The organism is Streptomyces omiyaensis (assembly GCF_014650895.1).
GTDB classification, from domain to species: domain Bacteria; phylum Actinomycetota; class Actinomycetes; order Streptomycetales; family Streptomycetaceae; genus Streptomyces; species Streptomyces omiyaensis.
Map to the genome: position 1 here is coordinate 133,235 of NZ_BMVV01000004.1, position 21,637 is coordinate 154,871.

The following is a 21,637-nucleotide window of genomic DNA, read 5'->3' on the forward strand; positions in this document are numbered from 1 at the left end:
GTAAGGAGGGGTTGACGGCGGGTGATATATGCCACCGATAAAGAATTTGCCAAGCCGGAATAGGGCGGAGGCCCGGCACCAGGGGTGCCGGGCCTCCGTGCGGCCGCTGGGCCGGACGGGTCAGATGGACACGCCGTGCTGGCGCAGGTAGGCCAGCGGGTCGATGTCGGCGCCGTAGCTGGGCGAGGTGCGGATCTCGAAGTGCAGGTGCGGCCCGGTGGAGTTGCCGGTGGAGCCGGAGAGGCCGATCTGCTGGCCGCCGTCGACCGACTGGCCCGCGGAGACGGAGAGGGAGGAGAGGTGGGCGTACTGCGAGTAGTTGCCGTCGGCGTGCTGGATGACGACCTCGTTGCCGTACGCGCCGCTCCAGCCCGCGGAGACGACCGTGCCGGCGCCGACGGCGCGGACGGTGGTGCCGGAGGAGGCGATGAAGTCGGCACCGGTGTGGTAGCCGGAGGACCACATGGAGCCGGAGGCGCGGTAGGGGGTGGAGATGCCGCCGGAGACGGGGGCGACCCAGCCGGTGGAGGCGGTCTGCGCGGAGGAGCCGGTGGACGCGGCGGCGGCCGGGGCCGCGGCGCGCTCGGCGGAGCGGGAGGCACGGGTCTGCTCGCCGGCGGACTCGGCCTTCGGCGCGGCCTTGCGCTCGGCCTTCGGCGCGGCCTGGACGGCGGCCTTCGGGGCGGCCTTGCGCTCGGCCTTCGGCGCGGCGGCGGTGTTCTCGGCGCCGAGGGTGAGCTTCATGCCCGGGAGGATGAGCGAGGGGTTCTCGCCGACGACCCGGCGGTTGTCGGAGTAGAGCTTCTGCCAGCCGCCGGCGACGTGGTGCTCGGCGGCGATCTTGGAGAGGTAGTCGCCGGCGACGACGGAGTACGTCTTCGGGGCGGCGGCCTTCGCGGCCTGCTGGGCCTGGACCTGGGCGGCGACGACGGCGCCGGAGACGGCGGCCGGGGCGGCCTGCTCGGCGGCGTGCGCACCGGTGGCGCCGAGCAGCGGCAGGGCGACGACGGCGCCGCCGGTGCCGGCGGCGACCAGGCCGCGGCTGATCAGGGTGGACTTCTGGCGGCGGTGCTTACCCTTGGCAGGCATGGCGAATTCCTCTCCGGCGCCTGCGAGGTGAGCTGTCGGGTTCGGACTGGAGATGTCCGGCCGCGTTTCTCACGCGGCTTCACCCCGAGCCGTCCTGCGTCGCGGGACCGGCGTACTTCCTTGGGTCCCCCGCTCCTGCCACGCGAAATGGGATGGGGTCGAATTCCGGACGGTGGCAGGATTCGGCGGTCCGACCGGATTGACGGCGACGCTAGACGAGCGGGGTCGAAGCGAACAAGCCGCCGCATTCGACGGACATTCCGGGGCGATCTTCGGGCCGGGAATTCCGGTCACCCTCCGTCGATGACGGTCCCTCGATTCCCTTTTCGCGGAGGGTGATTGGACCGGGCCCTCGGCCACGATCCGTCACTTTTATGACCCTGCTCACGCGCCGAATTCCATCTCACCCTCAACCAGGGCGTGTTATCGCAAGACCCTTCAATACGGACAGATCGCCCATTACCGACCAGGGGGGTGCGCCGCACCCGTCGCGACGGGATGATTGCGGGGGGAACCGATCTCGTCCCGGTCTCCCGAACGCCTACCTCCAGGAGCATCCGTGACGCAGCAGTTGCCGCAGGTCCAGCCCTTCGAGCCCGGCGAGCCCGAGCTCGCGGAGGTCCGCAACTTCCGGGACGTGGGCGGCCTGCCGACGACGGACGGGCGCGCCGTCCGCCCCGGCACCCTCTTCCGCAGCGGTCACCTCGCCGACGCCACCGAGTCCGACGCGGCCTTCCTCTCCGGACTGGGCCTGCACACGATCTTCGATTTCCGCAACGCCGCCGACGCCAGGATCGAGGGGCCGGACGTCGAGCTCCCGGGCGTGCGGAACGTGAACATACCCCTGAGCGACCCGGCCGACGGCAAGGAGTTCTGGCGGATGGTCCGCGAGGGCGACCTCGACACGCTGCGGGGCCTGCTGGGCGACGGCAAGGCCGCGGAGCGGATGACCTCCTCGTACCGCAGGATGATCGTGGAGCGGACCGTCGAGCACAGCAGGGTCCTGCACTCCCTCGCCGAGGACTCCGTCCCGGCCCTGATGCACTGCGCCGCCGGCAAGGACCGCGCCGGGCTCTCCATCGCCATCACCCTGCTGGCGCTGGGCGTGGAGCGCGGGGCGATCGAGGCCGACTACGTGAAGTCGGACGCCCCGCACCGCCGCTACAAGGTGCGCCGCAGCTCCACCGCCCCGGAGGCGATGGCGCCCGAGGTGATGGAGCTGCTGAGCCCGCTCTTCGACGCGCGGGTGGAGTACCTCCGGGCCGCCTTCGAGACGATCGACGCGACCTGGGGCTCCGTCGACGTCTACCTCGCGGAGGGCCTGAAGCTGGCGCCGGCGACCCGCGAGCGGCTGCGGGAGCGGTTCCTCACGGAGGCGTGAACCGCCGCCCGGGACCGGCTACTGGTTCTGCCCGCCGAGCATGAAGAGCAGGTAGAGGAAGCCGGCGAAGAGGTGACCGGCGATCAGGTAGGCGAAGAGGCGGAGCACCAGCCCCTTCGGGAACTTCCCCTCACCGCGCTCCTCGCCGGTGACCGGGGCGGAATTCACTGACTTGTCGGACATGTCGGTCAACCCTTCAGGGGCTCAGCGGGAGTGCGGGGCGCCGCCGCCCAGGCACAGTTCGGCGGCGGGGCTCTGCAGGAGCGTGTGGACGAAGAGCACCTCGGCGCCGGCCCGGCCGGCCGCGCCGATCCGGTGCGGGACGAGCGAGTCGAAGTGCGCGCTGTCCCCGGGATCGAGCAGGTGCACCGTCTCGCCGAGGGCGAGCCGGACCTGCCCCTCCAGCACGTGCAGCCACTCCTCGCCGGGGTGGACGCGCACGATGTCGGCCCGGGTGGCGTACGGCACGTGGACGCGCAGGCACTGCATGGCCCGGCCGGCGCCGCCGGCCTGCCGGTAGACCCAGCCGTCGGCCTCGACCGGATCCGAGCGGCCGGCCCGGATCACCGGGTCGCGCTCGGGAGGGGTCTCCCCCAGCAGCTCGGCGACGGTCGTCCCGTAGATGCGGGCGAGGGCGAGCAGCATCGGCAGCGAGGGCTGCCGGTTCCCGGTCTCCAGCCGCGAGAGGTGCGCCGGGGAGAGTCCGGCCCGCTGGGCGGCCGCCTCCAGGGTGAGCCCCCGCCGACGGCGCAGGGCCCGCAGCTGCGGGGCGACGTCGGGCATGATGTCGGGAGCGGCGGTTTCCGGGGCGGGGCCCCGGGGGACGTGGTCCATGCGTCCATTCCGCCAGGGACGTGCCTCTGAGGCAAGTTTCTTGCCCCAGAGGCAAAAACCGGGGCCTCCCGGCTCAGCGCTGGGCGACCGCCTGCTTCACCAGCGTCTTCCCGAAGTCCCACAGCAGCCCGCCCCCGCCGTGGGCGTCCTCCATGACCGCCGTGAAGGCGGTGACGAAGCGGTCCACGTCGGCCTCGTCCACGACCAGCGGCGGGATCAGCTTGATCACCTCCAGGTGGTCCCCGGAGACCTGGGTGAGGATCCGGTGCCGCTGGAGCAGCGGGACCACCACCATCTGCGCGAAGAGCCCCTTGCGGGCCGTCTGGAGCATCGTCCACCGGCCGCGCAGCCCCAGCGAGCTGGGGCGGCCGAACTCGATCCCGATCATCAGCCCCCGGCCGCGGACCGCGTGCAGCAGCTCGTACCGGGGCACCAGCTCCTCCAGGCGGCCCTTCAGGAGCCCGCCGACCCGCCGCACGTGCGCGACCGTCCCCTCGGACTCCATCACCGACAGCACCGCGAGCCCCGCCGCCATCGCCTGGGCGTTGGAACCGAAGCTGGCCGAGTGGACCAGGACCCGGTCCATCGACGAGTAGACCTTCTTGAAGATCCACTCCTTGCCGAGGGTGGCGCCGACCGGCACGTAACCGCCGGAGAGCGCCTTCGCCACGCAGACCAGGTCCGGCTCGACCCCGTCCTCGTGCTGGTAGGCGTAGAAGTCGCCGGTCCTGCCGAGGCCGGTCTGCACCTCGTCGGCGATCAGCAGCGCCCCGTGCCGGCGCAGCAGCTCCTGCGCGGCGCCGAGGAAGCCCGGCGGAGCCTCGTGGACCCCCTTGCCCTGGATCGGCTCGACCACGAAGGCGGCCACGTCCCCCCTGCGGAGCTCCCGCTCCAGGGCGTCGAGGTCGCCGAGCGCGATCGGCGTGTCCGGGAGCAGCGGGTCGAAGCCGGCCCGGAAGCCCTGCTCGCCGTTGACGGAGAGGGCGCCCGTGGTGAGGCCGTGGAAGGCGTGGTCGCAGTAGACGACCCTCGGCCGCCCGGTGGCGTACCGGGCGAACTTCAGCGCGGTCTCGACGGCCTCGGTGCCGCTGTTGCCGAAGAAGACCCGGTCGAGGTGGGGGCTGTGGGCCAGCAGCCGCTCGGCGAGCAGTCCGGGCAGCGGCGGGCAGTCGAAGCGGGTGAGGTCGGGGAGGTCCGCGTCGAGCACGTCGTGCAGGGCCTTGCGGACGACGGGGTGGTGGCGGCCGAGGCCCATGACGCCGAAGCCGGCGAGCATGTCGAGGTGGTCGTTGCCCTCGGCGTCCCAGAAATGGGCGCCGGCGGCCCGCTCGTAGACCTTGTCGAAGCCGATGGTGTGCAGCATCCGCGGCAGCTGCGGGTTGAGGTACCGGGCGTGCAGCCCGTACCGCTCGCCGCCGCGTTCGGCGAGCAGCGCCCGCAGGTCGAACCCGTCGGTCATGGCCCGCTCCTCAGCTCCCCGAGACGGTCTCGCGGACCGCGCGCAGCGACTCCTTGAGCGAGCCCATGGTGGCGAGCACCGCGGTCGGTTCGTAGCCGCAGTGGGCCATGCAGTTGGCGCAGCGCGGGTCCTTGCCGCGGCCGTACTTGTCCCAGTCGGTGTCCTCGACGAGCTCGCGGTAGGTGGGGACGTAGCCGTCGCTCATCAGGTAGCAGGGGCGCTGCCACCCGAAGAGGGAGTAGTTGGGGATCGCCCAGGCGGTGCAGGGGAAGTCGGCCTTCCCTTCCAGGAAGTCGAGGAAGAGCGGCGAGTGGTTGAGCCGCCAGCGGCGCCGGTTCCCGCCGGCGAAGGCCTTCTTGAAGAGTTCCCTGGTCTGCTCGACGCCGAGGAAGTGTTCCTGGTCGGGCGCCTTCTCGTAGGCGTAGGCGGGCGAGATCATCATTTCGTCGACCTGGAGGTCGTCGTTGAGGAAATTCAGCACCTCGATGATCGTCTGCGGGGTGTCGGTGTTGAAGAAGGTCGAATTGGTGGTGACCCGGAATCCCCGCCGCTTCGCCTCCTTGATCGCCGCCACGGCCTCGTCGAACACGCCCTCCTTCGCGACGGATTCGTCGTGGCGTTCGCGCAGGCCGTCGATGTGGACGGCGAAGGCGAAGTACGGGGAGGGCCTGAAGTCGTCGAGCTTCTTGCGCAGCAGCATCGCGTTGGTGCAGAGGAAGACGTACTTCCGCCGGGCGACCAGCTGGCGCACGATCTCGTGGATCTGGGGGTGCATCAGGGGTTCGCCGCCGGCGATGGAGACCATCGGGGCGCCGGACTCCAGGACGGCGCCGACCGCCTGGGCGACCGGCATGCGCTGCTTGAGCACCCCGGCCGGGTGCTGGATCTTGCCGCAGCCCTCGCACTTGAGGTTGCAGGCGTAGAGCGGCTCCAGCTCGACGATGAGCGGGAACTTGTCCCGCTTGCGGAGCTTCTGTTCGAAGAGATAGGTCCCGACCCGGACGGACTGACGGAGCGGCATGGCCATAACTCGCTCACCTCCTGGGGAGCAGCAGAGAACGGTGCCATTCGAAGAAGGCGGGAAGGACGGCACGCAGGACGCGGAAGGCCGATATTCCCCCGCGCACGGTGCCGATGCGGACCAGTTCGTGTTCGGGGGCGTCCACGACCACCCGTACGGCGGCAACGGGCCGTGGTCCGGCGGCCCGCGCGGTACGGAGGGTGACGGCCGACTCCATGTCGACGGCGATCGCCCCGCCCGCCGCCAGCGCGGCGCGCTCGGGGCCCCGCACCACGTGGCCGGAGCCGGTCAGCGGGCCGGTGTGCACGGTCCGCCCGGGCACCGCCCGGGCCAGCGCCTCGACGAGGAGCTCGGCGCCGTCGCAGACGGTGGTGCCGTCGGGGCCGCGGGTCTCCTCGGCGACGACGAGGTCGCCCGGGTGCATCCCGGGCGCGAGTCCGGCGCAGAAGCCGGAGGCGATGACGGCGGACCCGTCCCAGCCGTCGCGGGCCAGCGCCCGGGCGACCCCGCGGGCCGCGTGGACCGGCCCCATGCCGGTGCGCACCACCCGGACCGGGCCGGGCGCCCCGCCGCGCGCGCCGCCGCGCAGCGCGAACCGCTCGATGCCCAGGGCGCAGGCGATCAGCAGCGGCGGGGCGGTCGCGTCCCCGGGGGGCCGGCCACCGCCGGGCGAGCCCGGCCCGTACCCCGAAGGGCGGTCCATCACCGCTCCCCGGTGTGCAGCGTGGGCTCGCCGTGCAGGTAGCGGCCGAGCGCGGTGAGCGGGAAGACCTGCCGGTAGAGGTGGTAGTTGATGGAGAAGTCCCAGGGGAAGCCGGTCCCGGTGAAGTACGGCTCGTCCCAGGAGCCGTCCTCCCGCTGGGTCTGCGCCAGCCAGGCCACGCCCCGCCGGACGGTCTCGGACTCGCGCTCCCCGGCGGCGAGGAGGGCGATGAGGGCCCAGGCGGTCTGCGAGGCGGTGGAGGTGCCCCGGCCGATCCAGGACCGGTCGTCGTACGAGCGCAGGTCCTCGCCCCAGCCGCCGTCCGGGTTCTGCGCGGAGGCGAGCCAGGCGACCGCCCGGCGGACGGCCGGGTGGGAGGTCGGAACGCCGGCGGCGGCGAGCGCGGGGAGCACCGAGCCCGTGCCGTAGACGTAGTTGACGCCCCAGCGGCCGAACCAGGCGCCGTTGGGCTCCTGTTCGGCGAGGAGCCACTCGATGCCCCGGCGGGTGCGGGGGTGGTCGGCGCGGCCCTCGTAGGCCAGCATCTCCACGACGTGGGCGGTGACGTCGGCGGAGGGCGGGTCGATGACCTCGCCGAAGTCGCAGAAGGGCAGCTTGTTCGGCAGGACTCCGGTGTTGTCGGCGTCGAAGGCGGCCCAGGCGCCGTTGCCGGACTGCATGCCGGCGGTCCAGTGGGCGGCGCGGGCGACGGCCGCGTCGAGCCGGGCGGGGTCGGGGTGGCGGACCCGGCGCAGGGCGAGGATCACCTCGGCGGTGTCGTCGATGTCCGGGTAGGTGTCGTTGTGGAACTCGAACGCCCAGCCGCCGGGCGGGAGTCCGGGGCGGCGCACCGCCCAGTCGCCGGACCGGGTGATCTCCTCGTCGAGCATCCAGTCGGCCGCCTTCACCAGCGCCGGGTGGTCGGCGGGCAGGCCCGCGTCGGCCAGGGCGATGGTGGCCAGGCAGGTGTCCCAGACCGGGGACTGGCAGGCCTCGACCATGCGGACCGGTCCCTCGGGCTCCTCCCGCCAGACGGCGAAGCGGTCCAGGGACTCCAGTCCTGCGCGCATGACGGGGTGGTCCAGGTCGTAGCCGAGGAGGTGCAGGGCGATCAGCGAGTAGACGGCGGGCGGCTGGATGCCGCCCCAGCAGCCGTCGTTCTCCTGCCGCTCGACGATCCAGCGGGCGGCGGAGTTCATGGCGACCCTGCGCAGGCCGCGCGGGGCGACGCGGTGGTAGACGTGGAGCGCCTTGTCGAGGCGCTGGAAGATGCCGTCCCAGCCGGTGAGCGGGGCGAGCGGGCGGGGCGGCGCCGGGCGGTCCGGGTCGGTGTGCAGCTCGTCGAGGGGGAAGGGCGCGGGGCGGACCGGGCGCTTCGCGGAGACGACGGTGAGCGGCACGATGGTCTGCCGGGCCCAGCAGCCGAAGTCGTAGATGTTGAGCGGGAACCACTTGGGCAGGAAGACCATCTCGGGCGGGAGCTCGGGCAGGTCCTCCCAGCGCCACCAGCCGAAGAGGGCCAGCCAGATGCGGGTGAAGACGCGGGCCGAGGCGATGCCGCCGGCCGCCCGGACCCAGGCGGCGGCGCGGGCCATGTGCGGGGCCTCGGGCCGGTCCCCGGCGAGCCTGAGGGCGACGTAGGCCTCGACGGTCGCGGAGAGGTCGGCGGGACCGCCGTAGAAGGTGGGCCAGGTGCCGTCCTCGTACTGCCGGCTCCGGATGTGCCGGGCGGCGGCCGCGGTGGTGTCGGGGTCGAGGATGCCGAGGAACTGGCGGAGCAGGAGGTCCTCGGCGTCCATGGTGACGTTGGTCTCCAGGTCGCCCTTCCACCAGCCCTCGGGGGCCTGGCGGGCGAGGAGGTGGTCGGTGGCCCTGCGGGTGGCGAGGGCGGCGGCCTCTTCGAGGCGTCCCGGGGCGGCGGCGAGGCCGTCCGCGGGGGTGGTGCGGTGCTGTGGAGTGGTGCTGGCCGCGGGCGCGAGGGGGCCGAGGGCCCCGGCGTTTCCGTCGGTCGTCGCTGTCATGGCTTCCCCTTCGTGCAGTCGGTTTCCTCTGCTCCTGCGGGTCTGCCGTCGGCCGGTGCCGGGTGGCACCGGCCGGCGACTGCGCACTCATATCTGGCTGTGGGTGATCATTTCTTCCGTACGACGACGAAGTCGGCGAGGGCGACCAGCTGGTCGCGGACCCGGACGGGCATGTCGACCTCGTCCAGGGCGCGCAGCGCGATCGCGTGCTGGCGGCGGGCCTCCTCGGCGGTCCACTCGCGGCCTCCGGCCTCCTCGATGAGGGCGGCGCGGTAGGCGAAGTCCTCCTCGGTGAAGGAGGCGAAGGCGGTGGACTTGGCGTCCTCGGCGAGGAGCCGGCCGAGCCGCTCGGAGGCCTCGCCGCCGGCCGCGAGGGCCGCGACGACCGGCAGCGACTTCTTCCGCTGCCGCAGGTCGCTCCAGGTCTGCTTGCCGGTGGCCTCCGGGTCGCCCCAGATGCCGAGGAGGTCGTCGACGGCCTGGAAGGCGAGGCCCAGGTGGTAGCCGTACTCCTCCAGCTTGTCGGCGGTGCGGTCGTCGGCGCCGCCGAGGACGGCGCCGATGGAGACGGCGCAGGCGAGGAGGGCGCCCGTCTTGTTGCCCTCCATCTCCAGGCACTCCGCGACGGTGACCCGCTCGCGGTGCTCGTAGGAGATGTCCTGGGCCTGCCCGTCGATCAGTTTGCGGGAGGCGGTGGTGAGGCGGCGGGTGGCCCGGCCGGCCTCCACGGTGCCGATCTCCAGGAGGAGTTCGTTGGCGAGGGCGAAGAGGGCGTCGCCGACCAGGATCGCCTGGGCGGGGCCGTGGACCTTCCACACCGTGTCGCGGTGGCGGCGCTGCTCGTCGCCGTCCATCAGGTCGTCGTGGAGCAGCGAGAAGTTGTGCACGAGCTCGACGGCGACGGCGCCGGGGACGCCGACCTCGGGCGCGGCGCCGGCGGCCTCGGCGGAGAGCAGGGCGAGCGCGGGGCGCACCGCCTTGCCGCTGTCGGCGTCGGTGGGGTTGCCCTCGGCGTCGATCCAGCCGAAGTGGTAGGCGGCCACGGTGTCCATGGGCGGCGCGAGGCGGCCGACGGCCGCCCGCATGACGGGGGTGGACAGGGTCCGCCCCCTGTCCAGCAGGGCGCTCACGTCCGCGGTGTCGACGGCCGGGGTCCCCGGGGGCACGGTCGGCACGGTCTCTCCTCTGATTCCTGTGATCACACTCATGCCGCCTCCTGCAGCGGATGGTCGTGGCGGCGGCCGAAGGCGGAGAGCGCGGCACCCGCGGCGCTGAAGCCGCTTCGGACCGCACCCTCCATGGTCGCGGGCCAGCCGGTGGCGGTCCAGGCGCCGGCCAGGTAGAGGCCGGGCGCACGGGTGCGGGCACCGGGGCGAAGGCGCCCGACGCCCGGGGTGGGGGCAAAGGTGGCGGTCCGCTCGCGGGTGACGAAGAAGTCGCGGACCCCGGCGCCGCGGGCGGCCGGCAACAGCCGTTCCAGCTCCGGCAGATAGCGCTCGCGGAGCGCGGCGACGGGTTCGTCGATCTCGTCCTGGGCGGCGGACTGCGAGACGGCCAGGTACTGGCCGCCGCCGGTGAGTCCGGAGGAGGCGGTGCGGTCGAAGACCCACTGGACCGGGGAGCCGAGGGCCGTGAAGAAGGGGCGCTTCAGCACCTTGCGGTCGTAGACGACGTGCAGGTCGAGGATGGGCGCGGTGCCGATGTCGAGGAGCCGGTCGGCGTCGTCGAGCGCGTCCTCGGGGAGCAGGGCGTGGGTCTCGGTCTGCGGCACGGCGAGGACGACGGCGTCGGCGTCGAGGGTCTCGCCGGGCACCTCGACGGTCCAGCGGCCGTCGTCGGTACGGGCGATCCGCTCGGCCTTGGTGCGCAGCAGGGTCCGGACGCCGAGCCCGTCGAGGGTCTTGGCGGCGAGGGTGTCGTGGAGGTGGCCGAGCGGCACGTGGGCCCAGCCGATGTCGGCGGCGCCGGGGTCGGTGAGCAGCCCGGTCTTGAAGACCATGGCGGCGAGCCCCAGGGAGGCGTCCGGGGCGGGGGCGTTGAGGGTGGGGATGCCGACCAGGTCCCACAGCGCCTCGATGGCCCGGGCGGACTGGCCGTGGCGGCCGAGCCAGGTGGCGAAGTCGACGCCGTCGAGGGCCGGGTCGGCGGGGTCGAGCTTCTTGAGGGCGAGCGCGGCGCGTCCGACGGAGGCCCGCTCGGCGAGGGAGAGGTGGGGGTAGGTGGCGAGGCTGCGGACGAGGTGGAAGGGGACCGGCAGCGGGTCGCGGCGGATCCGGCCGAGGCGGGGGCCGCGGGGGTGGCCGACGTCGAGGACGGGCACGTCGAGCCGGTCCTGGAGGGGGGCGAGGCGGGCGCCGTCGACGCGGTCGAGGAACCAGCGGTAGGCGGTGCAGCAGCGGAGGTAGACGTGCTGGCCGTTGTCGACGGTGAGGTCGCCGCGGCGGAAGGAGAAGGCGAGGCCGCCGAGGCGGGGCCGGCCTTCGAGGAGGGTGACGGCGACGCCGGCGTCGGCGAGCCGGAGGGCGGTGGTGATGCCGGCGAGCCCGCCGCCGACGACGACGGCGCGCGGGCGGGTGTCGCCGTCGTGCGGCGCGGGGGCGTCGGTGGGGGGCATCAGGCGCGCCTCCTGACGGTGGAGCGGGCGATGTGGCGGGCGTCGAGGCCGGAGAGGCCGCGGACGGCGACGTACGCCTTCTCGGGGCCGGGCAGCGAGACCCGGCCGCGGAGGACGGCCGCGGGGTCGCGCTCGATGCGGTCGAGGAGCCGGCGGTAGATGCCGGCCATGGCGGCGACGCAGGCGCCGCTGCGCCGGTCGAGCATCGGCAGGAGCCGGTAGCCCTCGGCGAAGAGGGCGCGGGCGCGGCGGACCTCGAAGTGGACGAGGCCGGCGAAGTCGGCGCCGGCCGGCGGCACCGGGGAGCCGAAGCCGGCCTCGCAGCCGAAGCGGGCGAGGTCGTCGGCGGGAAGGTAGGTGCGGCCGTTGCCGGCGTCCTCGCGGACGTCCCGGAGGATGTTGGTGAGCTGGAGCGCGAGGCCGAGGGTGTCGGCGTACTCGGCGGCGCGGTCGGCCCCGGCGGCGCCGGGCTGGGTGCCGAAGACGCCGAGGGAGAGGCGGCCGATGGCGCCCGCGACGCACCGGCAGTAGACCTTGAGGTCGTCCCAGGTGCGGTAGGTGGCGCCGCGGACGTCCATGAGGACGCCGTCGATCAGCTCGTCGAGTCCTTCGAGCGGGATCGGGAAGCGGCGGGCGGAGTCGGCGAGGGCGACGGCGACGGGGTCGGTGTCGTCCTCGTCGACGTCCTCCTTGCGGATCCGGTCGAGCAGGGTCCGGGTGGCCTCCAGGCGCTCGCGCTTCACCTCGGGCGCGAGGGTGCCGTCGCCGATGTCGTCGACCCGCCGGGAGAAGGCGTACAGCGCCGACATGGCCTGTCGCTTGTCGGCGGGCAGGAGGCGGATGCCGTAGGCGAAGTTGCGGGCCTGCTGTCCGGTGACGGCCTCGCAGTAGCTGTACGCGGCCTGGACCGGCGCGGACGGCGTGGTCAGTTCCTCCACGGTCATGCTCCCCCCTCTCTCCGCGCCCGGAGCAGGACCGCTCCCGCCTGGCGCGTCAGGCTCGTCTTGGTGGGCTTCGGCGGTCCGGCGAGGACGTCGAAGCCGGCGTCGGCGATGGCGTCGAGCGCGGCGAGTCCGCCGGCGGCGAAGCCGGTGAGGAGCAGCCGGAGGCGGCCGTGGACGCTGCCGACGAGTGGGGTGCCGGCGTGCAGCAGGGCGCGGGCGCGTTCGGCCTGGAAGGCGACGAGGGAGCGCACGGCGGCCCCGGCGGTGGGCCGGGCGAGGTCGTCCTCGGTGACGTGGAAGCGCTTGAGGTCCTCGGCGGGCAGGTAGATCCGGTCGCCGCGGAGGTCCTCGGCGACGTCCTGGAGGTGCTCGACGATCTGGAGGGCGGTGCAGATCTCGTCGGAGCGGCGGATCCGCTCGGGGGTGGCGGTGCCGGTGATGCCGAGGACGAGCCGGCCGACGGGGTTGGCGGAGAGCTCGCAGTAGGCGAGGAGGTCGTCGTACGTCTCGTAGCGGCGGACGAGCTGGTCCTGCCGGTTGGCCTGGAGGAGGCCGAGGAAGGGGCCGGGGGTGAGGCCGTGGCGCCGGACGGTGGGGCGCAGGGCGCGCAGCAGCGGGTGGCGGGGGGTGCCGTCGAAGACCCGCTCCAGGTCCCGCTCCAGGGCGTCGAGGAGGAGGAGCCGGTCGGCGGCCTCGTCGGGACCGAGGCCGAGGAGGCGGGCGTCGGCGCCGCCGGGGGCGAGGTCGCCGTCGCCGATGTCGTCGACGAGGCGGGCGTAGCCGTAGACGGCCATGAGGTCCTCGCGCCAGGCGCGGGGCAGGAAGAACGGGGCCACCGGGAAGTTCTCGTCCGCGGCCTTGCCGAGTGTGGTGCGCGAGGGGTCGTCGGCGCGCACGTGCCGGGAGGTCGTCACCGGGCGGCGCCCGGCGCGGGGACGGCGACACCCACGTGAAGCTGGAGATTCTGCGTCATGGCCGTCATATCTCCCGTTCTACACTGCCAATCCAATCCATCCCATTTCGGACACGCCGCCGCGCACGGAGCACGCGCCCGCCGGGGCGTTCCCGGGGGCGCCGTGGGCGGTGTGGATCAGACCGGTACAGCTTACGTCGTACGAGAGATGTCGCCATTCGGGGGGCCCTGTGCCGCACCGGGCCCGGCCCGCGCGGCTGACCTGTGGCGATGCGGGGACCCCCGGCCGTCAGGGGACGCGGACTCCGGAGACGACCATGGCGAGGGTGGTCTCGACCACGTCGTCGCGGCGCTGGGCGGAGAGCCGGCGCAGCGGGCCTTCGAGGAGCAGCAGCGAGAGGCCGTGCACGGCCGACCAGGCGGCGGCGCCGGCGGCGGGCCGCCGACCGCCGGTCCGGCCGAGGGCCTCCAGGGCCTCGCGGAGCAGGGTGAAGGCGCGGATCTCGGGCTCCGGAGGCGCCGGGGCGCAGGCCGGCCGGTCGACGGCGGGGACGGCGGAGAAGGCGGCGCGGTAGAGGCCGGGGTGCTCCACGGCGAAGCGGACGTATCCGCGGCAGAGGGCGGCGAGCCGGCGCTCGGCGGCGAGGGCGGGGTCGTCGGCGCCGGGTTCCCGGGCGGCGGCCCGCTCCATGGCGTCGGCGAGGCGGGCCCGGGCGTGGCCGCGGACGGTGCGGAGCAGTTCGCCGCGGCCGTCGAAGTGGCGATAGGCGGCGGTGGGCGAGACGCCGACCCGGCGGGCCGCCTCGCGCAGCACGACCCGCTCGGGGCCGCCTTCGGTGGCGAGGTCGACGGCCGCGCAGATCAGGGCGTTGCGCAGGTCGCCGTGGTGGTAGTTCTTTCCGCCCGAGATCCCTGCCATGGGCTCATCCTGCCCGATGTTGACCGCATGAACATTCCGCGGCGGGCGGCGACCGGCGAAAACCGGCACGCCCCCCGCCGGTGCGGCGGGGGGCGTGCGGTGCGCGGGGGCGCGGACGTCAGCGGGCGGTCTCCCGCTCGTACGCCTTGAGCACCTCGTCGGTCGGGCCGTCCATCAGGAGCTGGCCCTTCTCCAGCCAGAGCACCCGGTCGCAGGTGTCCCGGATGGACTTGTTGCTGTGGCTGACCAGGAAGACCGTGCCGGCCTCCTTGCGCAGCTCGCGGATGCGCGCCTCGGAGCGGATCTGGAACTTGCGGTCACCGGTGGCGAGCGCCTCGTCGATGAGGAGCACGTCGTGGTTCTTGGCGGCCGCGATGGCGAAGCGGAGCCGGGCGCCCATCCCGGAGGAGTACGTGCGCATGGGCAGGCTGATGAAGTCGCCTTTGTCGTTGATCCCGGAGAAGTCGACGATGTCCTGATACCGCGTGTGGACCTCCTCGCGGCTCATGCCCATCGCGAGGCCGCCGAGGATGACGTTGCGCTCGCCCGTCAGGTCGTTCATCAGGGCCGCGTTGACGCCGAGGAGCGAGGGCTGGCCGTCGGTGTAGACCTTGCCGCTCTCGGTGGGGAGCAGGCCGGCGATGGCGCGCAGCAGGGTGGACTTGCCGGAGCCGTTGGTGCCGATCAGGCCGATGGCCTCGCCGCGGTAGGCGGTGAAGGTGACGCCGCGGACGGCGTGCACCTTGCGGACGCCCCGGCTGACCTCGGCCTTCCCGCGGCCGACCATCCGGCTGAGGGCCGCGGTGGCGCCGCCCTTGCCGCCGCCGCCGGCGTTGACCCGGTAGACGATGTGGACGTCGTCGCAGATGACGGTGGGCGCCAGCGCGTCCCGGGGGGTGTCAGCCACGTCCGTACCTCTCCTCGGCCTTCCAGAAGTAGACGAAGCCGCCGATGCCGAACAGCAGGGCCCAGCCGAGGGCGGTGGCCCACACGTGGTCGGGCAGGTTCGAGGCGCCGTAGCCGTCGATCAGGGCGAAGCGGACCAGGTCCATGTAGACCGCCGCCGGGTTGTACATGAGGATGTCGGCGATCCAGGCCGGCTTGTCCGCGAGCATCACGGGGATCGAGAACATGACGCCCGAGGCGTACATCCAGGTCCGCATGACGAAGGGCATCAGCTGGGCGAGGTCGGGGGTGCTCGCACCCATCCGCGCCATGATCATCGCGAGGCCCACGTTGAAGACGAACTGCAGCAGCAGGGCCGGGATCAGCAGCAGCCAGCTGAGCGAGGGGTAGCTGCCGAAGGCGATCGCGACCGCGGCGAGCACGACCATCGAGAACATCAGCTGCTGGAGCTGCTGGAGCGAGAAGCTGATCGGGAGCGTGGCGCGCGGGAAGTGCAGGGCCCGGACGAGGCCCAGGTTGCCCGAGATCGCGCGGACGCCGGCCATGACCGAGCTCTGCGTGAAGGTGAACACGAAGATGCCGGTCACGAGGAAGGGGATGTAGACCTCCTTGCTCATGCCGCGGCCGGCGTTCAGGATCAGGCCGAAGATCAGGTAGTAGACCAGGGCGTTGAGCAGCGGGGTCGCCACCTGCCAGATCTGCCCGAGCTTGGCCTGGCTGTACTGGGCGGTCAGCTTCGCCGAGGAGAACGTCAGGATGAAGTGACGGCGGCTCCACAGCTCGCGGATGTACTCGAACAGTCCGGGCCGGGCGCCGCTGACCGACAGGCCGTACTTGGCGGCGAGGTCGCCCGGGGCCAGGCCCGCGTCGACGGAGGACGGGGGCGCGCTCATCGCGACCGCCCCGCCCGGGTGAATGTCACTCACAGTCGAAACTTTCGTGTTCAAGATGTGCGGCACGTCGGATTACCACGATGTCGGACGGCCCGGGGGCGACCCATCGGATCGCCACACCGTACGCCATCCAGGTGGCCGGCCGGTGACGGGGAGCCGCCGCCGGCCGTCCCTCACTTCAGCCTGCTGGACACCATGATCGAGACCAGGTGCAGGACGGTCTGGAGCAGCGCGATGCCCGCGAGGACCGCGACACCGAGCCGGGAGTAGAAGAGGTCGCCCCGCGCCTGGTCGAGGAAGGCGAGGACCAGGATGAGCAGGGAGGCCTCGATCCCGAGGATCAGGCGGTGGAACTTGAGCGCGCCGGCGGCCCGGCGGGCCAGGGCCATGCCGGAGGAGCGGGGCTCGGAGGCCGACTCCTTCACCGGGGGCAGGCCGTTCTGGTGGCGGGCGACGCCGACCAGGTCGGTCTCGGCCTTGATCAGGATCGCGCCGAGCGCGGCCAGGGTGCCGAGGAAGGCCCAGAGCCAGTCGATCCGGCCCTCGCCCCACAGGTCGGCGGCGCGCAGGCCGAAGCCGACGAGCACGGCGGCGTCGCACAGGTAGGCGCCGACCCGGTCCAGGTAGACGCCGGCCAGCGAGTACTGCTTCTTCCAGCGGGCCAGCTCGCCGTCGACGCAGTCGAGCAGCAGGTACATCTGCACGGCGACGACGCCGAGGACCGCGCCCCAGATGCCCGGCACGAGCAGTGCCGGGGCGGCGAGCACGCCGAAGAGGGTCATCAGATAGGTCAGCTGGTTGGGCGTGACACTGGTGTTCGCCAGCTGCCGGGTGATGCGGAGGGAGATCTCCCGCATGTAGAGGCGGCCGCCCCAGTGCTCGCCGCTCCGTCGGTCCTTGACGCCCGGCGGGTGGACGACGGGGCGGAGTTCAGCTACCGATGGCTTGGGCATAGTCGGCGTACGCGTCCCTGATCTGGTCGGTGGAGAGGTCGAGGTGTTCCAGGATGGTGAAGCGGCCCGGCCGGGTCTGCGGCGCGAAGTCGACCGCGCGCACGAACTCGTCGTCGGTGAAGCCCATCTCGCCGGGGAGCACGGGCAGGCCGTGCCGGCGGAGGGTCTCCGCGATGAGGCCGGCCTCCTCGCGGGCCCCGCGCAGGTGCATCGCGAAGGCCGCCCCGAGGCCGCACTGCTCGCCGTGGCTGGCGGCGCGGGCGGGGTAGAGCAGGTCGAAGGCGTGGCTGATCTCGTGGCAGGCGCCCGACGAGGGCCGGGTGTCGCCGCTGATCGACATGGCGATGCCGGACATCACCAGGCCCTCGGAGAGGGTGACGAGGAAGTCGTCGTCGCCGACGCCCCCGGGGTGGCGGAGGACCGCCTCGCCCGCGCTGCGGGCCATGGCGGCGGCGAGGCCGTCGATCCTCTCGCCGGTCTCGCGGTGGGAGAGCTCCCAGTCCGCGAGGGCGGAGAGGTTGGAGACCGCGTCGCCGATGCCGGAGCGGACGTAGCGGACCGGGGCGTCCCGGATCACGTCGAGGTCGATGACCAGCGCGATCGGGGTCGGCACGCCGTAGGAGCCGCGTCCGTTGTCGTTGTCCAGGGTGGACACCGGCGAGCAGAGGCCGTCGTGCGAGAGGTTGGTGGCGACCGCGACCAGCGGCAGCCCGACCCGCGCGGCCGCGTACTTGGCCACGTCGATGATCTTGCCGCCGCCGAGGGCGACCACGGCGTCGTACCGCTTGCCCCGCATGCAGTCGGCCAGCTCGACGGCGGCGTCGATGGTGCCGCCGGCGACGGTGTACCAGTCGGCACCCGGCAGCTCGGCGGCGAAGCGGTCGCGCAGTCTGAGCCCGGACCCGCCGCTGATGGCGACGGCGATCCTGCCGTTGCTGGAGATCCGCCCGTCCGCCATGAGCGCGGAGAGTCCCTCCAGCGCCCCCCGGCGGATGTCGACGACGACCGGCGACGGGATCAGTCGGGTCAGTACCGGCACGCGATCTCCCGGCCCTTGGCGAGGTCGTCGTGGTTGTCGATCTCGACCCAGGACACCTCGCCGATGGGCTCGACGTCGACGGTGAAGCCGCGGTTCACGAGCTCCTGGTAGCCGTCCTCGTAGTAGAGGTCGGGGTCGCGCTCGAAGGTGGTGCGCAGCGCGTCGGCGAGCTCCTCGGCGGCCTCGGCCTCGATGAGCGTGACGCCGATGTACTCGCCGGTCGCGTCGGCCGGGTCCATCAGCTTGGTGATCCTCCGGACGCCCTCGCCCTCGGCGGTGACGACCTTCATCTCCTCGTCGGCGAGCCGCTTGACGGTGTCGAGCGCGAGGATGATCCGCCGGCCCTCGCCGCGGGCGGCGAGCAGGGTCTTCTCGACCGAGACCGGGTGGACGGTGTCGCCGTTGGCGAGGATCACACCGCGCTTGAGCACCTCACGGGCGCACCACAGGGAGTAGGCGTTGTTCCACTCCTCGGCCTTGTCGTTGTCGATCAGCGTGAGGGAGAGGCCGTACTTCGCCTCCAGGGCCTCCTTGCGCGCGTAGACGGCCTCCTTGCGGTAGCCGACGACGATCGCGGCCTCGGTGAGGCCGACCTCGGCGAAGTTCTTCAGCGTGAGGTCGAGGACGGTGAGGGACCCGTCACCGGCGGGGTCCACGGGCACGAGGGCCTTCGGGAGGGTGTCGGTGTACGGACGCAGTCGCCGTCCGGCACCGGCTGCCAGAACGAGGCCGATCATGCTGTTTCTCCTTCGTCATGAACAGCGGGCGCTCCGGAGGAGACCCAGAAGCGGACGGACTCCACGAGCACCACGAGGGCGAGCGCGCCCGCCAGGGCGGTCAGCGCCAGGGTGAAGTCGTCGCCGCGGGCCACGAGGAGCGCGGCCAGGACGGTCACCAGGAGCGTGCGCCCCTCGTGTCCGCCGGTGAGCCGCACCAGCCAGGCGGGCGGCGCGCCGGTGCCGCCGCGGATGCGGTACACCGTGTCGTAGTGATGGTAGGCGACCGCCGCGACCAGGCCGAATGCGGCGGGAACGGCGTGCGGAACGTCCGACCGGACCGCCAGGACCAGGACCGTGCCGTACTCGGCGGCGCGGAAGAGCGGCGGGACCAGCCAGTCGAGGGGGCCGCGGAGCGGGCGGGCGACGGCCAGGCCGGAGAGGAGCGCGTAGCCGCCGGCGGCGCCGACGGCCGCCCAGCCGCCGACCGGCGCGGTGGCCGCGACGGCGAGCACCAGGGCGGCGCCGAGGAGCGCCGCCACCGGGGCGGGCACCGGGAGGCGGCGGGTGATCCGGGCGACCGGGAGCGCGAGCGGGCCGGAGTCGGCGAGCGCGGCCAGCGCCCGGCCGGCCCCCTCGGTGCGCGGGCCCCGGCGCTTGACCGAGCGCAGCAGGCGGCCGGCGGTGGTGTAGCAGGCCGCGAACGAGCAGCCGACGATGAGGGCCCAGAAGACGACGCGGGGGACGGACACCGCGGTGAGGACGGCGATCATCGCCCACCGCTCGCCGATCGGCAGGATGATCATGCGGCGGGCCCAGACGGTCCAGCCGACGCCGTCGAGCCGGCTGGAGAGGGCGAGACCGGTCTTGGCGGTGGAGCCGGGGGCCGCGCCGTCGGCGGCGTTCGCCTCGTTGAAGGCGAAGTCGACCACGTGCCGGCAGGTCATGACGATCATCGCGGCGAGCGCGAGCGCCCACACGTCGTCGCCGCCGCGGGCCGCGCCGAGGGCGAGGCCGGCGTAGAAGGCGTACTCCTTGGCCCGGTCGAAGGTGGCGTCGAGCCAGGCGCCCATCGTCGAGTACTTGAGCGCGTACCGGGCGAGCTGCCCGTCGGTGCAGTCCAGGACGAAGGAGACGAGGAGCAGGACGCCGGCGGCGACGTAGCCGCCGCGCTCGCCGGTGGCCGCGCAGCCGGCCGCGATCAGGGCGGTGAGCAGCGAGGCGGTGGTGACCTGGTTGGGCGTGAGGCCCCGGCGGGCGCACCAGCGGGCGATGTACCGCGAGTAGGGGCTGATGAAGAAGGTGGTGAAGAAGCCGTCGTGGGCCTTCACGGCGGAGCGGAGGCGGACCGCCTCGTCGTCGACGGCCGCGACGGCGGCGGCGGCCCGGTGGCGGGCCTCGGCGTCGGCCGGGACGGCGGCGACGAGGGTGCCGAGCGCGGGCCGGTGCACGGCGACGCCGTCGGCGTCGAGGGCGTCGGCGACGGCGTCGGTGAGGTCCCGCTCCGGTGCGGCGGCGGCCGGGGCGGTGAGCGCCGGGGCGGCGGCCAGGGCCCGGACGAGGGCCGGACGGGCCTCGGGCTGGGCGGCGAGCGCGCCGGGCACGGCCGCGGCGGCGAAGCGGGGGTCGGTCAGCGCGAGGCGCAGGGCGTGCCGGTGCCCGACGAAGCGGGAGTCGACGAGGGCGACGCGCTCGCCCGCGGGGACGGCGGCCAGGAGGGTACGGGCCTCCTCGGCGCCGGTGGCCCAACGGACGGCGAAGCCGAGCGACCGCAGATCACCGTCGAGCGAGGATCCGGGTGCCGGCGGGCCGGTGAGGATGGCGGTCGACAGACGAACTCACTCCTTGGAACGGGCGGTGGACCGGCGGGGCCCGGACGGCCCCGGCCACGACGGTGCGCCCCGGTACCGGGCGGCGGCACGTCGGCTGAGGCTATCGGATGGACGGAGCGTGAGTTCACCGAGGCTTCGCACCCCGGACGCCCCCCGGTCCGCCCTCCGCCGCCGGGGTGCGCCGCGCTCCGCGTGATCATCATCGGTGATCGGCGGCCCGCCCTCCAAACCGGTGCCGGAGGGGCCCCGCACGGCATTCCGGCAGGTGATCGCACACATGACGGCCGTCAGCGCATCACCGCAGGTCAGAGCAATGACAACGGTGTTCAGTACCGTGTTGCACATACCCCCCACCCGTAGTTCACTGGCGACTCGGGGCACCGACGGAACAGGACCTGGGAGGCCATGTCATGGGGGCTGGACACGACCACGGGCACAGTCACGGGGGACCGCCGCCGACCGGTACGGCGGGTGCCGCCTATCGCAGCCGGTTGCGGATCGCGCTCGGGATCACGCTCTCCGTGATGGTGGTCGAGATCATCGGCGGCGTCGTCGCCGACTCGCTCGCGCTGATCGCCGACGCGGCGCACATGGCGACCGACGCGATCGGGCTCGCGATGGCGCTGCTCGCCATCCACTTCGCCAACCGGCCGCCCTCCGGGAACCGCACCTTCGGCTTCGCCCGGGCGGAGATCCTCGCGGCGCTCGCCAACTGTCTGCTGCTGCTCGGCGTCGGCGGGTACGTGCTCTACGAGGCGGTCCAGCGCTTCATGGAACCGGCCGAGACCAAGGGCGGGCTCGCCATCGCCTTCGCCGCGGTCGGCCTGGTGGCCAACGTCATCTCGCTGTCGCTGCTCATGCGGGGCCAGAAGGAGAGCCTGAACGTCCGGGGCGCCTATCTGGAGGTGCTCGCCGACGCGCTCGGCTCGGTGACGGTGATCGTCTCCGCCGCGATCATCCTGGCGACCGGCTGGCAGTACGCCGACCCGATCGCCTCCCTCGTCATCGGCCTGATGATCGTGCCGCGCACGGTGAAGCTGCTGCGGGAGACGCTGGACGTGCTCCTGGAGGCGGCCCCGAAGGGCGTCGACATGGCGGAGGTGCGGGCACACATCCTGGCCCTGCCGGGCGTCGAGGACGTGCACGACCTGCACGCCTGGACCATCACCTCCGGGATGCCGGTCCTCTCCGCGCACGTGGTGGTGGACGCGGCGGCGCTGGACGCGGGGGGCCACGAGAAGATGCTCCACCAGCTCCAGGGCTGCCTGGGCGACCACTTCGACGTGGAGCACTGCACCTTCCAGCTGGAGCCTGCCGGGCACGCCGAGCACGAGGCCAAGCTCTGCCTGTGACTGCTAGGCTCGTCGTACGAACACGTGCGTGAGAGGAGCTGGGGTTGA

20 protein-coding genes and 1 riboswitch are annotated in these 21,637 nt (G+C 73.3%); of the genes, 2 read left to right on the forward strand and 18 right to left on the reverse strand.

All coding sequences use genetic code 11. From position 1 onward, the window contains the following. Positions 1-120: 120 nt before the first annotated feature. The gene (locus IE287_RS08655) at positions 121-1,089 is read right to left on the reverse strand and encodes a M23 family metallopeptidase (RefSeq protein WP_189848332.1); all 969 of its coding nucleotides are present in this window, start codon (positions 1,087-1,089) and stop codon (positions 121-123) included. A gap of 4 nt (positions 1,090-1,093) precedes the next feature. Next, a riboswitch (cyclic di-AMP (ydaO/yuaA leader) is annotated at positions 1,094-1,259 on the reverse strand. Positions 1,260-1,648: 389 nt separating this feature from the next. Between IE287_RS08655 and IE287_RS08660 the strand changes: the two genes are divergently transcribed. Continuing rightward, a complete protein-coding gene (locus IE287_RS08660; RefSeq protein WP_189848333.1) occupies positions 1,649-2,470 on the forward strand; it encodes a tyrosine-protein phosphatase in 822 nt (273 codons plus the stop codon). Between the two features lie 18 nt (positions 2,471-2,488). On the opposite strand, the gene IE287_RS08665 is transcribed toward IE287_RS08660, so the two are convergent. The 17 genes from IE287_RS08665 to IE287_RS08745 all read right to left on the reverse strand — a co-directional run bounded on the left by IE287_RS08665 (position 2,489) and on the right by IE287_RS08745 (position 20,237). Continuing rightward, a complete protein-coding gene (locus IE287_RS08665; RefSeq protein ID WP_189848334.1) occupies positions 2,489-2,653 on the reverse strand; it encodes a DUF6126 family protein in 165 nt (54 codons plus the stop codon). Positions 2,654-2,674: 21 nt separating this feature from the next. Beyond that, entirely contained in the window at positions 2,675-3,304 is a 630-nt protein-coding gene (locus IE287_RS08670; protein WP_189848335.1) for a helix-turn-helix domain-containing protein, read from the reverse strand. Positions 3,305-3,377: 73 nt separating this feature from the next. Continuing rightward, entirely contained in the window at positions 3,378-4,763 is a 1,386-nt protein-coding gene (locus tag IE287_RS08675; protein ID WP_189848336.1) for an aspartate aminotransferase family protein, read from the reverse strand. Positions 4,764-4,773: 10 nt separating this feature from the next. After that, the gene (gene hpnH, locus IE287_RS08680; RefSeq protein WP_189848337.1) at positions 4,774-5,790 is read right to left on the reverse strand and encodes an adenosyl-hopene transferase HpnH; all 1,017 of its coding nucleotides are present in this window, start codon (positions 5,788-5,790) and stop codon (positions 4,774-4,776) included. Positions 5,791-5,797: 7 nt separating this feature from the next. Beyond that, entirely contained in the window at positions 5,798-6,487 is a 690-nt protein-coding gene (locus tag IE287_RS08685) for a phosphorylase family protein (RefSeq protein ID WP_189848338.1), read from the reverse strand. After that, positions 6,487-8,508, reverse strand: coding sequence for a squalene--hopene cyclase (shc, locus tag IE287_RS08690; protein ID WP_189848339.1), 2,022 nt, complete (start codon positions 8,506-8,508; stop codon positions 6,487-6,489). The genes IE287_RS08685 and shc overlap by 1 nt, the downstream gene beginning before the upstream one ends. A 107-nt stretch (positions 8,509-8,615) precedes the next feature. Continuing rightward, positions 8,616-9,716 (reverse strand): polyprenyl synthetase family protein, encoded by a 1,101-nt coding sequence (locus tag IE287_RS08695; RefSeq protein WP_189848340.1) that lies wholly within the window; start codon positions 9,714-9,716, stop codon positions 8,616-8,618. Beyond that, positions 9,713-11,122 carry a hydroxysqualene dehydroxylase HpnE gene (hpnE, locus tag IE287_RS08700; RefSeq protein ID WP_189848341.1) on the reverse strand — a complete coding sequence of 470 codons (1,410 nt, stop codon included), beginning with the start codon at positions 11,120-11,122 and terminating at the stop codon, positions 9,713-9,715. Before hpnE ends, IE287_RS08695 begins: the two co-directional genes overlap by 4 nt. After that, positions 11,122-12,066, reverse strand: coding sequence for a presqualene diphosphate synthase HpnD (gene hpnD, locus IE287_RS08705; RefSeq protein WP_189848342.1), 945 nt, complete (start codon positions 12,064-12,066; stop codon positions 11,122-11,124). Before hpnD ends, hpnE begins: the two co-directional genes overlap by 1 nt. Next, positions 12,063-12,980: a squalene synthase HpnC gene (hpnC, locus tag IE287_RS08710; RefSeq protein WP_189848343.1), complete on the reverse strand. Its 918-nt coding sequence runs from the start codon at positions 12,978-12,980 to the stop codon at positions 12,063-12,065. The genes hpnD and hpnC overlap by 4 nt, the downstream gene beginning before the upstream one ends. Positions 12,981-13,268: 288 nt before the next feature. Continuing rightward, on the reverse strand, positions 13,269-13,898 hold the full coding sequence (locus IE287_RS08715; RefSeq protein WP_189848344.1) for a TetR/AcrR family transcriptional regulator: 630 nt from the start codon (positions 13,896-13,898) through the stop codon (positions 13,269-13,271). A 118-nt stretch (positions 13,899-14,016) separates the two neighbouring features. Then, entirely contained in the window at positions 14,017-14,805 is a 789-nt protein-coding gene (locus IE287_RS08720; RefSeq protein ID WP_189848346.1) for an ABC transporter ATP-binding protein, read from the reverse strand. Next, complete coding sequence (locus IE287_RS08725) at positions 14,798-15,697, reverse strand: ABC transporter permease (RefSeq protein WP_189848636.1); 900 nt, start codon at positions 15,695-15,697, stop codon at positions 14,798-14,800. The genes IE287_RS08720 and IE287_RS08725 overlap by 8 nt, the downstream gene beginning before the upstream one ends. Positions 15,698-15,870: 173 nt before the next feature. Further along, positions 15,871-16,650 carry a CDP-alcohol phosphatidyltransferase family protein gene (locus IE287_RS08730; RefSeq protein WP_189848347.1) on the reverse strand — a complete coding sequence of 260 codons (780 nt, stop codon included), beginning with the start codon at positions 16,648-16,650 and terminating at the stop codon, positions 15,871-15,873. Continuing rightward, positions 16,628-17,689: an iron-containing alcohol dehydrogenase family protein gene (locus tag IE287_RS08735; RefSeq protein WP_189848348.1), complete on the reverse strand. Its 1,062-nt coding sequence runs from the start codon at positions 17,687-17,689 to the stop codon at positions 16,628-16,630. The genes IE287_RS08730 and IE287_RS08735 overlap by 23 nt, the downstream gene beginning before the upstream one ends. Then, positions 17,677-18,426 carry a phosphocholine cytidylyltransferase family protein gene (locus IE287_RS08740; protein ID WP_189848349.1) on the reverse strand — a complete coding sequence of 250 codons (750 nt, stop codon included), beginning with the start codon at positions 18,424-18,426 and terminating at the stop codon, positions 17,677-17,679. The genes IE287_RS08735 and IE287_RS08740 overlap by 13 nt, the downstream gene beginning before the upstream one ends. After that, positions 18,423-20,237 (reverse strand): DUF5941 domain-containing protein, encoded by a 1,815-nt coding sequence (locus IE287_RS08745; RefSeq protein WP_189848637.1) that lies wholly within the window; start codon positions 20,235-20,237, stop codon positions 18,423-18,425. Before IE287_RS08745 ends, IE287_RS08740 begins: the two co-directional genes overlap by 4 nt. Positions 20,238-20,647: 410 nt before the next feature. On the opposite strand from IE287_RS08745, the gene IE287_RS08750 reads away from it, so the two are divergent. Next, complete coding sequence (locus IE287_RS08750) at positions 20,648-21,589, forward strand: cation diffusion facilitator family transporter (protein WP_189848350.1); 942 nt, start codon at positions 20,648-20,650, stop codon at positions 21,587-21,589. The last annotated feature ends 48 nt before the right edge of the window (positions 21,590-21,637 follow it).